The following is a 14,917-nucleotide window of genomic DNA, read 5'->3' on the forward strand; positions in this document are numbered from 1 at the left end:
TGCGCACACCTCACCGAAAGTGACCCAATGTCTCACACAAGTTCGCCCGCGCCCGGCTGGAGTGAATTGGCAGATTCCGCGGGCTTGGATCTCCTCGCGAGAATCGCCGTTGAGGTTGACGCAGGCCGCACAATCGAGTCGATCGGCCAGACGTTACGCAAGGATGGCTACGAGCCCGGCATTATTGCCGCCGCACTCACCCAGACTGACCTGCGCTCGAAAGCACAGCAGAAGTTCGGAGCGCACGCGAGCGAACTCTTGTTTACCAGGGCCGGTCTTGAGCAGGCGAGTCGGGCACGTGTCAGCGAGCTTCATGCTGCGCGGTTTCACGCCGCAGGCTGTACGACTGTCGCGGATCTCGGTTGCGGACTCGGTGCCGAATCTCTCGCGTTCCTTCAAGCCGGGCTCGATGTACGGGCAGTCGAAATTGATCCGTTAACGGCTGCGTACGCTCGCCACAACTTGGCCACGGTCGCCGCGCGACCTGAATACGGCTCAGCAACCGTCACACTTGCAGACGCTGAGAGCGTCGATCTCGCAGGAAACGACGGTATCTTCCTCGACCCAGCACGCCGCACAGCTGGACATCGAGACACTAGGCGCGTGTCCCCTGACGATTATTCTCCCTCGCTAGATTTCGCTTTTCACGCCGCGCGCTCCGCGCGTGCGGGAGGAGTAAAGCTTGGTCCAGGCCTCCCCCGCGAGCTTCTCCCGGAAGACGCCGAGTCACAGTGGGTCTCGGTGGATGGTGCGCTCGTCGAGACGAGCATTTGGTTTGGCCAAGCAGCACGACACGGGATTCACCGAGCTGCGACGCTCCTGCAGGGCAACGAGACACATGAACTCACCGGCTCAGCAGATGCAGATGATGCCGCGGTACGTGAGCTCGGCAATTACGTGTACGAGCCAGACGGTGCCGTGATCCGCGCTCGACTCATTGGCACCCTCGCCGCGCAACTCAATGCGGGCATGGTACGTGAGGGCATTGCGTACCTGACCGGTGACGAGTTCGTACCGACCCCGTTCGCGCAGGCGTTCCGTATCGTTGATGAGCTCCCCGCAGGCGAAAAGCAACTTCGCAAGGAACTGTCCGCACGTGACATCGGAACGCTTGAGATCAAGAAGCGTGGCATCGACGTGGATCCAGCTTCGTTGCGTAAACGATTGAAGCTGCGCGGATCCCAGTCTGCAACCATCATCCTCACTCGGGTCGCAGATCGCCACGTCGCGCTCCTTGCGGAACGCGTGCGCTGACCAACGCTCCTAAGAAGCCGTTTGCGCCCCGTCTTCCGACTTCAGCGGTGGCGATTTGAGAAGTGCAACGACCGCTGCACGCACACGGGCCTCGATAGCCTCAGGATCACGCCGCACCGAGGCGAGAATTGGGAGACCAATCAACAGGTCGAGCAACAGGTTCGCGTCGGTGTTCTCAGGGAGATCGCATCGGGTCATCGCGCAACCAACGATTTCCAGCCCTTCAGCGCGTCGACCTGCGCCCACACGTTCGATGTACATCTCGAGCACCTCAGGACTCACAATGAGGGCCCAAACCGATAGGCGCCCTGAGTCTCCGAGTTCTTTGGGAGGCGCGTTTCGCATGGTGTACGTCACGAGATCCTCGATGATGTCGCCGGTAGCTACCATCGGTTCAAGATCCATGTGGAACGAGAGCACGTCAAAGGCGAGATCGATCTTGCTATCCCAGCGACGGTAGATCGCACTTCGACTCGTCTGCGCAGCATCCGCAACACGATCGAAGCTGAGCGCCTCGAAGCCGTCTTCAAGCATCACGTCACGCGCAGCGAGCAATGCACGCTCCGTGAGTTCCTGGTCCCTGGGTCGCCCTCGAGTCATGCCACCCATGTTAGCCACTCCGAAGTGCACAAATTTTGCACCTAATCACTGTTAGGAATACAATTTGCGCCCAAATTTTCGTTTGAATAGGATTCAATTTTTCCTGGGAAAATGCGTGGAATTGCACAAGTTTGGCGATATTTCGCGGATCTTCTCCCTCTTGCGCGAACTAAAACCTACAGGTTCCGAATGTTTTAACCTGCTACAAACGTTGAGACATCGATTGCAACAATTTCGGCGCTCTCAGCGCGTCGCGCTGCCAAGTAGCGAATTACGAAACGCGGATCTCCGTAACTGGGAGCGTTGAATCTGCACTAAATTTCAACTCTGATGGCGCATGTCCTGCCATCACCAGCTGTGCGCCGAGCGACGCAATCATCGCCCCGTTATCAGTACACAGGGACAGCGGAGGCACTCGCAGTTCGACTCCTGCAGCTGCGCAACGCTCTGCGGCAAGTTCGCGAACGCGCGCGTTTGCTACGACGCCTCCACCGAGCAGCAAGCGCGGAACTCCGTACTCAGCGCACGCGTCGAGCGCTTTCATCAACAACACATCAGCGACCGCTTCTCGGAAACTCGCTGCAACATCAGCCACTGGCACCGGAATACCGGCATCAACTTGCTGCTCTACCCAGCGGGCAACCGAGGTCTTCAGCCCTGAGAACGAGAAGTCGAAGCGATGTCGCTCAAGGTCCTTCTTCTTCGTCAGGCCACGCGGGAAGCGAATTGCGCGTGGATCCCCCTCAGCCGCGACCCTGTCAATCTGTGGGCCGCCGGGATACGGCAGGCCAAGGACTCGCGCGACCTTGTCAAAAGCCTCACCAGCGGCGTCATCAATCGTCTCGCCGAGAAGTTCAACATCCCCCACGAGATCTCGCACGAGCAAGAGCGACGTGTGCCCACCAGACACGAGCAGCGCGATTGTTGGGAGTTCAAGCTCGCCAATCTTGCCCGCCATGCCAGTGACGCCCCGGAGCCCATCACCCTGGAGCAAATCTGCACCAACATGACCGACCAGGTGGTTCACGCCGTACAGCGGCTTTCCCGTTGCAACCGACAGCGCCTTTGCCGCTGAGATACCTACCATGAGGGCACCTGCGAGACCTGGTCCAGCAGTCACAGCAATCGCATCAACATCGGCCAGCGTGATCCCGGCCTCCGTGAGTGCCTGCTCGATCGTAGGAGTCATCGACTCGAGGTGCGCTCGAGCAGCGACCTCAGGAACCACACCGCCAAAGCGCGCGTGCTCGTCCATAGATGACGCAATCGCGTTCGCAAGGAGTGTGCGACCTCGGACGATTCCCACACCGGTTTCGTCGCAGCTCGTCTCAATACCGAGGACGATCGGGTCTGCGGAGTTTTGGGTGCTCATTTTCCTGTCATTTCCAGACGCATCATGATGGCGTCTACGTTGCCCGGCTGGTAGTACGCGGGACGAACCCCGATCCGTTCAAAACCGAGGGACTCATATAGCTTGTGTGCGACCTGGTTGTCACCACGTACTTCCAAGAAGATCCGTTGCACATGACGCCTTTCAGCTTCTGCAAGCAGTTCAGCCATGATCCGCCGGCCCTGCCCAGTGCCACGAACTGATGCATCAATAGCAATGGTCTGGATGTCGCCATCTGGTTCGACAGCCAGCAAGCCACCATACCCGTGCACCGTTTGCGTATCGTCAACGAGCACGAGGTAGTACCGGTACTCTGACGCTAGCTCGTCCCGCATCGCGGCTTCGCTCCAGGTCTCCCCCGCGAACGTCGCATTTTCGATCCGCATAATGCCGGGAAGATCAGTGAGCCGCGCAACGCGCAACGTCAGGTCAGTCTGTGGAGCGGACATTGTCACGCAACGACCCGTTTCGGCGCCGATGGCTCCTTCACATCAGGGGCACGCAAGTACATGGCGCGCTCACTCTCAAACGCGCCGTCTACAGCCAGCTTTCGGGCAGCCAACTGAATGAGGGCGCGCGCTGGCACCACCGTAGGGACGACATCGTTCGGCTGCGACACAAGATCTGCACGCGCGATAAGGTGCGGATCCGCGCTGCGAACGGGCACGCCAGACCAATCAAGTCCGCTGTATTCGGTGATGAACAGCTCACGCCGCTTGGCGTCCTGTACGACACGGACACCAGACTGAGCGCCAGCTTCATCAAGCGTTGCGAGCGCGACTCCGTCGTGACTGCACAGCGGCAACAGCGGCACGCCGCGTCCGACTGCGAATGCCTGCGCGGCAGCCATCCCGACTCTCAAGCCGGTAAAAGGACCGGGACCCACTCCCATCACGACCGCGGTCACCTGCGATGGTGAGACGTTTGCTTGGTCGAAGACCGCAGCAATCAGCTCACCAATCCGCTCAATGTGCCCACGCGGATCTTCGCTCACGAGCTCAAAGATACGGCCGCCGGGCGTGCTCAACGCCACGCTCGTACCAAGCGCAGTGTCGATCGCGAGCATCACATCAGACCGCGGCTCAGAAAGGATCACTTCGTGTCGTTCCACGTCGCTGAGTTCCAACGCGCTCATGCAAATGCTCCCTCTGCCCAACGTGGACCAAATCCAGTGATCGTAATGGTTCGCGGTTCGACGAGATCATCATCGTCATCGCCTGTTGTGCCAGGCGCACTGCCATCTGCAGCACCACCAATTGGACGTTCAATAACAACTTCAAGCCACGACTCGCGCTCGCCTGCGAGCGCCGCGCCCCACTCAGCGACAACAACCGACCGATCAAAATCGAGATCGAGGTCTTCGATCTCGGCAGCGTCACCGAGACGGTACGCATCGACGTGCACGAGCGGCGCCCCACCAACCAGCGATGGGTGAGTACGCGCAATGACAAAAGTTGGGCTCTGCACTGGCCCGCGTACGCCGAGGCCCTCGCCAATTCCGCGAGTCAGTGTGGTTTTCCCTGCGCCGAGTGGCCCAGTCAGCAGGACCAGGTCGCCGGCGCCAAGCACACGGCCAAGTCGAATCCCTAGGTCGTGCATAGCCTCGGGTTCCGGGATCTCGATCCGCTCCGTGAACTGCTTACTCACGCATCACTCCCTGCACTGTCAGCATCGATGGCCACGCGCACAACACGTGGACCAATACCCGCGATAATCTCGTAATTAATCGTGCGCATGAGGCCAGACCAGATTTCGACTGGAGGATGACCCCGCTCAGGATCTCCGAACAGCACAACGGTATCGCCAAGCGACAAGCGCCCCGCGAGGGGTCCCACATCAACAATGAACTGATCCATGCCAATACGGCCAACGATTGGCCGGGGTTCACCAGCAACCGTCACCCAGGCACCAGCTCCGTTCAACGCGCGCGGCATCCCGTCTGCGTATCCCATTGGCACAAGTGCGAGCGTCGTCGCGGTCTCGCACACATGGTTGTACCCGTACGAGACACCAGTGCCTGCGGGCACGCCGCGAAGGGCAATGATCTCAGAACGCAGCGTCATCGCTGGAACAAGTCCGAGCTGCGCAGAAGTCTTGTCGGCGTAGGGGCTCAAGCCATAGGCCGCAACCCCAATACGCACAGTGTTGTATCGCAGGTGTGGTGAACCGATTGCAGCTGCGCTTGCTGCGAGGTGCTGCATCTCGGGTTCGACGCCGTACTCTGCGAGCAGTGCAATCGCACGGTCGAAGCAAGCCGCCTGCAGACGATCGTTGTCGTCTCCAGCGTTTGCGAGATGACTAAAGATCCCGCGGGAATGCACGAGGCCCTCAGCCTCAAGTTCGGCAATACGAGCGAACATGGCAGGCCAATCCGGTTCTTGCACGCCGTTGCGACTCAACCCTGTATCAACCTTGATATGCACACTCGCGCGTTTGCCGGTTTCGCGTGCAGCATCCGCAATGGCATCGAGTTGGCACTGGCTACTCACACCGAGCTCGATCTCTTCTGCAACCGCTGCAACAAAGTCTGTTCGCGGTCCGTGTAGCCAGCACAACAATGGGTGAGTGAAGCCCTGGTCCCGAAGCGCAAGCGCCTCTTCGAGATCAGCAACACCAACCATCACGGCGCCGCCGGCCATCGCGGCTTCGGCCGCGATCAACGCCCCATGCCCATACCCGCCAGCTTTTGCGACCACGATAACGTTGCCACCGGTGAGAGCCCGTAAATGCGCGACATTTTGGCGGATCGCATACGTCGAAATCTCGGCAACCCGCATCGAGCCTGTTCTCATTCGTCGTCTCCGTCTGATTCAGCCGCGGCAAACCGCGTGCCACCCTCAATCACCACAAACGCAGTCGCGACACCGCCGTCATGCGTTATGGAGAGGTGCACCGTTGAGGCCCCACGCCCAGCCAACACGCGATCTAGCGCCGGCGTTCGGGTAAATGTTGGTGCTTCCTTGGGCGTGCGCGGCACTTCCAAGTCTTGCCAAGAAAGGTCGTGCGATCCGCCGAGTGCTTTGATCAGCGCCTCCTTCGCCGCGAACCGCGCTGCACGAGATGCGAGGGCCAACCCTGCCTCGCGTGCAGTGAAGAGGCGAGTGTTCAACTGTGGTGTCCGCTCAAGCTGTCGCTCGAAGCGGCTGATATCGACGGTATCGACACCAATCCCCTGAATCACTCGCCCCTCCTTCGCTTGGTTACTCGACAGTAACCGACTTTGCGAGGTTACGTGGCTGATCCACGTCAAGCCCCTTCGCAGTGGACAGTTCAAGCGCGAACCACTGCAGCGGCACAACCTGCAAGATCGGATCGAACAGGGCATCGGACAGTGGGATGCGAATCACATCGTCCGCGAATGGCAGCACCGCTGTATCCCCGGTCTCCACGATCGCGATGACGCGAGCACCACGTGCCCGAATCTCCTGAATGTTCGAAACAACCTTGGCATGCATAAGGGGCGAGGTACGCGGGCTCGGGACGAGCACGAAGACCGGCTGACCGTGATCGATCAGTGCAATTGGGCCATGCTTCAACTCGCCAGCTGCGAAGCCCTCGGCATGGATGTACGCAATCTCTTTGAGCTTGAGCGCGCCCTCGAGTGCCGCCGGGTAACCGACGTGACGCCCAAGGAAGAGCACCGAGCGCGTATCTGCCATCCAGTGGGCAAGCTGCGCAATCTGCTCATGCGTTGCAACTGCCTCACGCATCTTTTCAGGCAGTGCCTCAAACTGAGCAATTGCTTCAGCTTCAGCTTCAGCACTCAGCACTCCGCGGACGCGGCCAAACTGCAAACCAATGAGGTAGAGCGCAGTGATCTGCGCGACAAAAGCCTTGGTTGACGCGACCGCAACTTCTGGGCCTGCGTGCGTGTAGACCGCAGCATCAGATTCACGCGGAATCGTTGCGCTCTGGGTGTTGCAGACGGAAATCGTCTTCGCGCCACGCTCAATGGCATACTTCACAGCCATCAGCGTGTCCATCGTCTCGCCGGACTGGCTGACAGAGATCACCATCGTGTTCGGGGTAAGAATCGGATCGCGGTAGCGGAACTCATGGCTCAGCTGCACCTCAACCGGAATACGCGCCCACTGCTCAATGGCGTAAGCACCGATCATTCCAGCGTATGAGGCGGTACCACACGCGATGATGACAATACGATCGATCCCTCGAATCACTTCTTCGCCAAGCGAGGTGATCTCGGGAATCTCGACGTGACCAGTCTCGATGCGGCCACGCAACGTGTTGGCAATCGCCTCGGGCTGCTCGTGAATCTCCTTCGCCATGAACGACGACCAGCCGCCCTTGTCAGCAGCGTCAGCGTCCCACTCAACCTCAAACTCTGAGAATTCAACAGGCTGGCCAGCAAAGTCGGTAATGCGAACAGCTTCAGCGGTGATGATTGCAATGTTGTCTTCGTCTACAGCAACCGCGCGACGGGTAAACGACACAAACGCGGCGACGTCTGAACCAAGGAAGTTCTCACCCTCGCCAAGACCGACAACCAACGGTGAATGGTGGCGTGCAGCCACCACCTTTCCTGGCTCGTTTTGGTGCAGTGCAAGCAGGGTAAACGTTCCGTGCAGACGCTGCACGACCACACGGAATGCGGCTTCGAGATCGCCCTGACGCTGGTACTCAAGTCCAAGCAGGGCCGCAACGACCTCGGAGTCGGTCTCGCTGAGAAGCTCACAGCCAGCCTCAATAACCTCGGCGCGAAGCTCAGCAAAGTTCTCAACGATGCCATTGTGAATAAGCGCAAGTCGGCCATTGTCACCCAGATGCGGGTGCGCGTTCACATCGGTCGGTCCACCGTGGGTTGCCCACCTGGTGTGACCGATGCCTGCCGTACCCGCTGCGAGAGGATCATGTTCGAGCACGTCGATGAGTCGGGCAAGCTTGCCCGACTTCTTCCGCACTGCCACACCATCGTCCGCATCAATTACTGCAATACCAGCCGAGTCGTAGCCTCGGTACTCAAGTCGACGAAGGCCCGTGATAAGTGCGTCGACCGTATCATTCGGTCCGACGTATCCAACGATTCCACACATACGGTTATTTTAATGGCACGATGGTGAACAATGAATGAGCATCCACATCCGATCACCAAGCCCATCGACGTGAGCTTGCACACACAGGCGCTGATCCGCCCGGATCTCACCTCCCCATTTACTGAAATTGGGCGCGCAGAATGGGCACGACTCGCCGGTGAAACCGAGTATCCGCTGACCCAAGAAGAGGTCGATTCGTTTCGCGGACTCGGTGAGCCGCTTGACCTTGCAGAAGTTGCCGATGTCTACAATCCGCTTTCACGGCTCATCAACTTGCACGCAATCGCCGCTCGCGAACGTCACAAGTTGACACGTCAAGCGTTCTTGCACCGTGACGACGAGAAGCCCTCACCATTCGTGATCGGCATCGCTGGTTCTGTTGCGGTCGGCAAGTCAACGGTCGCGCGGTTACTTCGGGAGCTCTTGGCGCGCTGGCCAGAGACGCCAAATGTTGACCTCATTACGACTGATGGCTTCTTGCACACGAACGCCGAGCTCGAGCGCCGAGGAATCGCGGATCGAAAGGGTTTTCCCGAGTCATATGACCGTCGCGCGCTGCTGAAGTTCGTGACGCAAGTCAAGGCTGGGATGCCAGAGGTCAAGGCTCCGCACTACAGCCACCTCATTTACGACATTGTTCCCGACGAATACACCGTGGTGCGCCAGCCAGATATTCTCATCGTTGAGGGCCTCAACGTCCTCCAACCGGCCACGATGCGCCACCCGCTTGCCGTGAGTGATCTGTTCGATTTCTCAATCTACGTCGATGCGCGTACGTCAGATATTCAAACCTGGTTCCGCGATCGCTTCTTGAAGCTTCGCGAAAAGGCATTCTCTGATCCGCGATCGCACTTCCGTCCGTTCGCGAAGGTTGACGATGCGACTGCGCACGCTCTCGCGGATTCGTTCTGGAAAGACATCAATGAGCCAAACCTCATTGAAAACATCAGGCCAACCCGCGCACGTGCAACGCTGGTGCTACGCAAAGAGCCTGACCACCGGGTGCAAAAGGTGTTGTTGCGGAAGTTGTAGCTGCGATCGCCGGCCGCCCCGGTGAAACGACGCCTTTCTCTCGAGAAAGGCGGTTCCATGCGCAAGAAAGGGGCCGTTTCGAGAGAAACAGCCCCTTTCGAGGTCCTGGCAGAACTCTCATCCGAATGATGAGAGCTCGCCGTCGAGAAATACACCCCAGGATGTGGATCGTGCGTTGCGCTAGATCGCGAGACGCTCCTTCACGACGGTTGCAAGATCATCAGCGAGCTGATGCGCCTGCTCCTCAGTCGTTGCCTCGACCATCACGCGAACCACAGGCTCGGTACCCGATGGACGCAACAGCACGCGCCCCTCGCCTGCGAGCAGCAGCTCAGCAGCGCGAACAGCCTGCTGCACGACCTCGTCGCCACCAACCTTGGTGCGATCAACGCCACGGACGTTGACAAGCACCTGTGGGTAGACCGTCATGCAGGTCGCAAGCTCAGCAAGTGACTTGCCAGTACGGGCAATCTCTGCGGCAATATGCATGCCAGTGAGAATGCCGTCACCGGTCGTTGCAAACTCGCTCATGATGACATGGCCAGACTGCTCACCACCAAGGCTGTAACCGTGCTCGTTGATCGCTTCAAGCACGTAGCGATCACCAACGCCGGTCTCAACCACATCGATGCCGTTGTCAGCCATCGCGAGCTTCAGACCAAGGTTCGACATGACGGTTGCGACGAGCGTGTGCTTCTTGAGCTTGCCTCGCGCTTCCATGGAGAGCGCGATAATTGCCATGATCTTGTCACCGTCGATGATGTTTCCATCAGCGTCAACAGCGAGACAACGGTCCGCGTCACCATCGTGAGCAATACCAAGATCTGCGCCAATTTCGAGCACCTTCGTCTGAAGCGGACCAAGGTGTGTCGAGCCAACACCATCATTGATGTTGTAGCCGTCAGGATCGTTACCGATCACAGTGACATTTGCACCGGCAGCAGCGAACACATCGGGTGAAATGCCCGATGCAGCACCATGTGCGCAGTCAAGCACGACGTTGAGGCCCTTGAGGCTCACACCGTCGAGCGTGCCGAGGAGGTGCACGAGGTAGCGATCCTCAGCATCTGCAAAGCGGCGGATCCGCCCGACCTCTCGACCGGTAGCTGCGGGAGCGGGCTGCGCGAGCGCCGCCTCAATCGCATCTTCGATCGAGTCGTCGAGCTTCTTGCCACCCTCGGCGAAGAACTTAATCCCGTTGTCTGGCGCAGGGTTGTGCGACGCAGAGACCATGACGCCAAAATCAGCGTCCGTATCGGCCACGAGATAGGCGGCGGCTGGGGTGGGGATCACTCCCGCGTCCAGCACGTCGACGCCTGCCGCCGCGAGGCCTGCCGAGACAGCGGCCGAGATAAACTCGCCGGAGACTCGGGGGTCGCGCGCAACGACGGCGATAGCACGACGGCTCTCGGCCCGGGCTTGACGCCCAAGGACGAGAGCCGCCGCGTGCGCGAGGCGCAGGGCAAGGTCGGCAGTGACATCCACGCCGGCCAAGCCCCGCACCCCATCAGTGCCAAATAGGCGTCCCATGAAGGGGAATACTCCTGCTTAACGCTTCGAGTACTGAGGCGCCTTACGGGCCTTCTTGAGACCAGCCTTCTTGCGCTCCTTGATACGAGCGTCGCGGCTGAGGAAGCCCGCCTTCTTCAGGGTCGGGCGGTTGTGCTCCGCGTCGATCTCGTTGAGCGCGCGAGCGATAGCGAGGCGGAGTGCGCCTGCCTGACCCGAGGGGCCGCCACCGACGATGCGTGCGACGATGTCGTACGCGCCACCGAGCTCAAGCACGGTGAAGGGGTCGGTGATGAGCTGCTGGTGCAGCTTGTTCGGGAAGTACTCTGCAAGCTCGCGACCGTTCACGGTCATCTTGCCCGAGCCGGGGATGAGGCGAACGCGAGCAATTGCCTGCTTGCGACGGCCTACAGCTGCACCGGGAACGGTGAGTGCGGGGCGCGGGGTCGAGGCTGCGGCCGAATCGGCCGGGGTCTCGGTGGTGTAGCTTTCGACGGCCACGGTCTGCTCTTCAGTCACTGTGAAGTCTCTCTCTTAAGTCTCTGTAGGAGGCGCGATTACTGCGCGACCTGGCCGAAGTTGTAAGGGGTGGGCTGCTGAGCTGCGTGCGGGTGCTCTGCGCCGACGTATACCTTCAGCTTGCGGAACTGGTCACGACCGAGCGAGTTCTTGGGAAGCATGCCGCGGATCGCCTTCTCAACAGCGCGATCAGGGTTCTTGCCGAGGAGCTCGGTGTAGCTGACCGAGGTGAGGCCGCCCGGGTAACCCGAGTGGCGGTGCGCCTTCTTCTGCTCAGCCTTGTTGCCGGTAAGAACAACCTTTGCTGCGTTGATGATGATGACGTGGTCACCCATGTCCATGTGAGGAGCGAAGGTGGTCTTGTGCTTGCCGCGGAGGAGTGCGGCTGCATGCGATGCGAGGCGGCCAAGAACGACGTCGGTTGCGTCGATGACGATCCAGTCGTGCTTCTTGTCAGCTGCCTTCGGCGAGTAAGTGCGAGTCACTGTCGTGCTGCTTTCTGTCGAAATGGAGATGTTCGTGGATCCCACTCCTCTGCTCAGTCCCACGGGATTTCTCTCGGGGTGCTGGGCCGGTGGAGGGCTCACATTCGGGCACGCACTGGATATACCGGTGCGCACCAAGGGTCTACTTTAGCACACTAGTCATCGAGCGAATCACGTCGCGCACGGGTCTGCGCCGCACGCGCTTCGAGTTCGTCATCTGCGGGGTAAACGATCTCCTCCAGCGAAAGGCCCTTTGCTGGCATCACTGTGAAACGACTCGTACGTTCGCGAGCATCACGCAGATCTCTGAGCTCCGCGCCGCTTATCCGCTTCGACCCAACGGCAACGATCGATCCTACGAGTGCACGAACCATCGAGTGGCAGAATGCATCAGCCTCGATCCGCGCAGCAAATGCGCCGTCGGAGGTTTCACGCCACTCGAACGTCAGTAATTCCCGCACTGCGGTTGCGCCCTCGCGTGCCTTACAGAAGGTGGTGAAGTCTTGGAGTCCGAGAAGATCTGCAGAGGCTTGCTGCATGACCTCGAGATCAAGGTCACGTGTGAAGTCTGCGGTGAATCGCGCGGTGAGCGGATCACGTCGAGCCTGCCCGGGGCGAACCCGATACTCGTATCGCCGCCGCAATGCGCCAAACCGTGCGTCGAACGCGGCGGGAACCTCACGCACTGAGTGAATCACGACGTCTGGCGCGGATCGCGACACTACCCGATTGAGGCGTCGCGCCATGGCATCTGATTTGTTCCATGTCGCCAATTGCTCACCTGATACGTCAATATGCGCAACCTGACCACGAGAGTGCACCCCCGCGTCAGTGCGTCCACCGACAGTAAGTCGCACCTCGCCTGGCTCAGTTTGGAGGATCAGCGCGAGCCCCGCCTCAATCTCCCCTTCAACAGTCCGTAGCCCTGGTTGCTTTGCCCAGCCTGAGAAGTCCGTGCCGTCATAGGCAAGGTCCAAACGAAGCCGATGAGAGTCTGCGGGGAGGTCAGTCATTCCTCGATAGTGCCAGATCTCCAGCAAAACAGCGCCCCCACGCACGGATCGCGTAAGATGTCTTGAGTCTTTACAGGCGCATAACGTATGAGTATTTTCCGAGTATCCACGCCCCATCCCCGCCACATTGGCGGCCTGGATGGGCTCCGTGCTATTGCAGTGCTGCTGGTGTTGATCTACCACTTGGCGCCTCAGTCCCTCACTGGCGGGTTTCTGGGTGTTGATGTTTTCTTTGTCATCAGTGGGTTCTTGATCACCACGCTGTTGCTTCGTGAAGTACGGAAGACTGGGCGAATTCGGCTGATTCCCTTCTGGCAACGTCGCGCTCGACGCCTGCTGCCACCGCTCGCCCTTGTCGTCCTGGTGTCGACAACACTCGCCTATCTCGTAGATCGCGATTTGCTCGTTGGAATCGGCAAGCAGCTTCTCGGCACCATTTTCTTTGTCAGTAACTGGGTATTCATCTCAAGCGGCACTGACTATTTCGCGCAAGACACCCCTGAGCTCTTCCGAAACACTTGGTCGCTCGCCATTGAAGAGCAGTTCTATCTCGTACTCCCCCTGTTTGCGCTCTTGCTTGTTACTTTGCGTTCGCGCTCGACGCGAGGGCTGCCCCTCCTCATCTTGGGTGTCATCTCGGCCGGCTTCATGGCTGGCATGGCTGCCGACGGGATCGACCCGACTCGCATTTACTTTGGTTCAGATACGCACAGCTTCGGCTTGCTCTGGGGCGCGGCACTTGCAGTCTTCGCAGAGCCGAAGGAGCGCACATCCGAGCCCATCGGACGTGGCGCACAAGTACTCACCACAGGCGTTGCGCTCATCGCTGGCGTAGCGTTCCTGTGGCTGGCATTCACTGTCAAGGAAGCGTCGTTGGAGAGCTTCACCGGCGGCTTCCAGCTCGCCACGCTCTTGGCGCTTGCGATCATTTGGGCCATCACACGGCCAGGCGCCGCGATCGGTAGGTGGCTTGACTGCCGTCCGCTCCGCTGGATCGGCGAGCGCTCGTATGGCATCTACCTCTGGCATTGGCCGCTTCTGCTCATCGTCACCGCCGCGCTGAAGAGCGTTACAGGCGGATCCGCCCCCACCGCACTCGTGATTATCATCACAGCGACCGCGACATTCGGCCTTGCGGCCCTCTCGTACACCTACGTTGAACAGCCTGTGCGTCGCGCCGGCATTCGAGGAGCACTTCGTATTATGCGCTTGCGCACTTCACGTACGACTCGGCAGTCTATTATTGGAATTGGCGTACTAGCGGTCGTTCTCGTGACGGTTCCTGTAACTGCGGTTGCCGTCGCCGTAGCGCCAGAGCGAACCTCGTCCGCTGATGTGATCGCCCGCGGCGAGGCTGAACTCAAAGAGCAGCAGGCAGCTGTCGAAGCGCGTGCTGCGTCGGAAGCGCTCGAAGCGAACGCAAAGAAAGATTCAGACACCGAGAACTCTCACACTGTGGCTCCCAGTCTTGGTGCAACGGGTGAGAAGCCAGCAGCTCGGGGTGAGAAGTCTCAGCCGCGCCCGGCTGCAGTACCGGTCGAGGTGACCGGCGCAGATATCACGGCCGTCGGTGATTCTGTGATGCTCGCGAGCTACCCTGAGTTGAGCGCACGCTTCACTGGAATAGACGTAGACGCGGCGGTCTCGCGAGGAATGAACGTCGGTGCAGACATCATCGAGGAGCGTGCCGCAAATGGCACCCTGCGACCTGTCGTGCTCGTTGGCCTCGGCACCAACGGGCCAGTCAACCAGGAAGACATGCAACGCATTCTCGATGTCGCCGGTCCGCAGCGGTATGTCGTCTTTGTTGACGCCTATGCTGACCGTGAATGGATCCCACAGGTAAATACTGACCTAGAATCATTCGCTGCCGCACATCGAGGTGTAGTGACTGCGCCATGGGCCAAGCTGGTCGACGGCGTGCCTGATGCGCTTGCCGGTGACGACATTCATCCGAATCCGAGTGGTGGCGAGATCTACGCTGATGCGGCAGCTGACGCATTTGGCCGTCTCCTCTCGCCAGGAGAATCCCGCGGCTGGGATTTGCCGCGTCGCTAGAGCCGT

At 59.7% G+C, this 14,917-nt stretch carries 15 protein-coding genes; 3 read left to right on the forward strand and 12 right to left on the reverse strand.

Annotated features, from left to right (window positions below):
- Window positions 1–27: 27 nt before the first annotated feature.
- Complete coding sequence (locus FW756_RS09220) at window positions 28–1,254, forward strand: THUMP-like domain-containing protein (protein ID WP_446429864.1); 1,227 nt, start codon at window positions 28–30, stop codon at window positions 1,252–1,254.
- A 9-nt stretch (window positions 1,255–1,263) separates the two neighbouring features.
- On the opposite strand, the gene FW756_RS09225 is transcribed toward FW756_RS09220, so the two are convergent.
- The 8 genes from FW756_RS09225 to glmS all read right to left on the reverse strand — a co-directional run bounded on the left by FW756_RS09225 (window position 1,264) and on the right by glmS (window position 8,295).
- Window positions 1,264–1,854 (reverse strand): TetR/AcrR family transcriptional regulator, encoded by a 591-nt coding sequence (locus FW756_RS09225; protein WP_446429865.1) that lies wholly within the window; start codon window positions 1,852–1,854, stop codon window positions 1,264–1,266.
- Window positions 1,855–2,125: 271 nt separating this feature from the next.
- On the reverse strand, window positions 2,126–3,226 hold the full coding sequence (gene tsaD / locus FW756_RS09230; RefSeq protein ID WP_446429866.1) for a tRNA (adenosine(37)-N6)-threonylcarbamoyltransferase complex transferase subunit TsaD: 1,101 nt from the start codon (window positions 3,224–3,226) through the stop codon (window positions 2,126–2,128).
- Window positions 3,223–3,693 carry a ribosomal protein S18-alanine N-acetyltransferase gene (gene rimI, locus FW756_RS09235; RefSeq protein ID WP_446430037.1) on the reverse strand — a complete coding sequence of 157 codons (471 nt, stop codon included), beginning with the start codon at window positions 3,691–3,693 and terminating at the stop codon, window positions 3,223–3,225. The genes tsaD and rimI overlap by 4 nt, the downstream gene beginning before the upstream one ends.
- Window positions 3,694–3,695: 2 nt before the next feature.
- Complete coding sequence (tsaB, locus tag FW756_RS09240) at window positions 3,696–4,379, reverse strand: tRNA (adenosine(37)-N6)-threonylcarbamoyltransferase complex dimerization subunit type 1 TsaB (RefSeq protein WP_446429867.1); 684 nt, start codon at window positions 4,377–4,379, stop codon at window positions 3,696–3,698.
- Window positions 4,376–4,891: a tRNA (adenosine(37)-N6)-threonylcarbamoyltransferase complex ATPase subunit type 1 TsaE gene (gene tsaE / locus FW756_RS09245; RefSeq protein WP_446429868.1), complete on the reverse strand. Its 516-nt coding sequence runs from the start codon at window positions 4,889–4,891 to the stop codon at window positions 4,376–4,378. The genes tsaB and tsaE overlap by 4 nt, the downstream gene beginning before the upstream one ends.
- A complete protein-coding gene (alr, locus tag FW756_RS09250) occupies window positions 4,888–6,036 on the reverse strand; it encodes an alanine racemase (protein ID WP_446429869.1) in 1,149 nt (382 codons plus the stop codon). The genes tsaE and alr overlap by 4 nt, the downstream gene beginning before the upstream one ends.
- Window positions 6,033–6,425: a holo-ACP synthase gene (locus tag FW756_RS09255; protein ID WP_446429870.1), complete on the reverse strand. Its 393-nt coding sequence runs from the start codon at window positions 6,423–6,425 to the stop codon at window positions 6,033–6,035. The genes alr and FW756_RS09255 overlap by 4 nt, the downstream gene beginning before the upstream one ends.
- A 19-nt stretch (window positions 6,426–6,444) precedes the next feature.
- Window positions 6,445–8,295 (reverse strand): glutamine--fructose-6-phosphate transaminase (isomerizing), encoded by a 1,851-nt coding sequence (glmS, locus tag FW756_RS09260; RefSeq protein ID WP_446429871.1) that lies wholly within the window; start codon window positions 8,293–8,295, stop codon window positions 6,445–6,447.
- Between the two features lie 30 nt (window positions 8,296–8,325).
- Between glmS and coaA the strand changes: the two genes are divergently transcribed.
- The gene (gene coaA / locus FW756_RS09265; RefSeq protein ID WP_446429872.1) at window positions 8,326–9,327 is read left to right on the forward strand and encodes a type I pantothenate kinase; all 1,002 of its coding nucleotides are present in this window, start codon (window positions 8,326–8,328) and stop codon (window positions 9,325–9,327) included.
- A gap of 180 nt (window positions 9,328–9,507) precedes the next feature.
- Here the strand turns inward: coaA and glmM are convergent, their stop codons facing one another.
- The 4 genes from glmM to truA all read right to left on the reverse strand — a co-directional run bounded on the left by glmM (window position 9,508) and on the right by truA (window position 12,853).
- Window positions 9,508–10,857 (reverse strand): phosphoglucosamine mutase, encoded by a 1,350-nt coding sequence (gene glmM / locus FW756_RS09270; RefSeq protein WP_446429873.1) that lies wholly within the window; start codon window positions 10,855–10,857, stop codon window positions 9,508–9,510.
- An 18-nt stretch (window positions 10,858–10,875) separates the two neighbouring features.
- Complete coding sequence (rpsI, locus tag FW756_RS09275; RefSeq protein ID WP_446429874.1) at window positions 10,876–11,355, reverse strand: 30S ribosomal protein S9; 480 nt, start codon at window positions 11,353–11,355, stop codon at window positions 10,876–10,878.
- A gap of 38 nt (window positions 11,356–11,393) precedes the next feature.
- On the reverse strand, window positions 11,394–11,840 hold the full coding sequence (rplM, locus tag FW756_RS09280) for a 50S ribosomal protein L13 (RefSeq protein ID WP_446429875.1): 447 nt from the start codon (window positions 11,838–11,840) through the stop codon (window positions 11,394–11,396).
- A gap of 155 nt (window positions 11,841–11,995) precedes the next feature.
- A complete protein-coding gene (gene truA / locus FW756_RS09285; RefSeq protein ID WP_446429876.1) occupies window positions 11,996–12,853 on the reverse strand; it encodes a tRNA pseudouridine(38-40) synthase TruA in 858 nt (285 codons plus the stop codon).
- Window positions 12,854–12,940: 87 nt separating this feature from the next.
- Between truA and FW756_RS09290 the strand changes: the two genes are divergently transcribed.
- Entirely contained in the window at window positions 12,941–14,911 is a 1,971-nt protein-coding gene (locus FW756_RS09290; protein ID WP_446429877.1) for an acyltransferase family protein, read from the forward strand.
- The last annotated feature ends 6 nt before the right edge of the window (window positions 14,912–14,917 follow it).

It is taken from the genome of Leucobacter sp. 1207-22, from assembly GCF_052850455.1.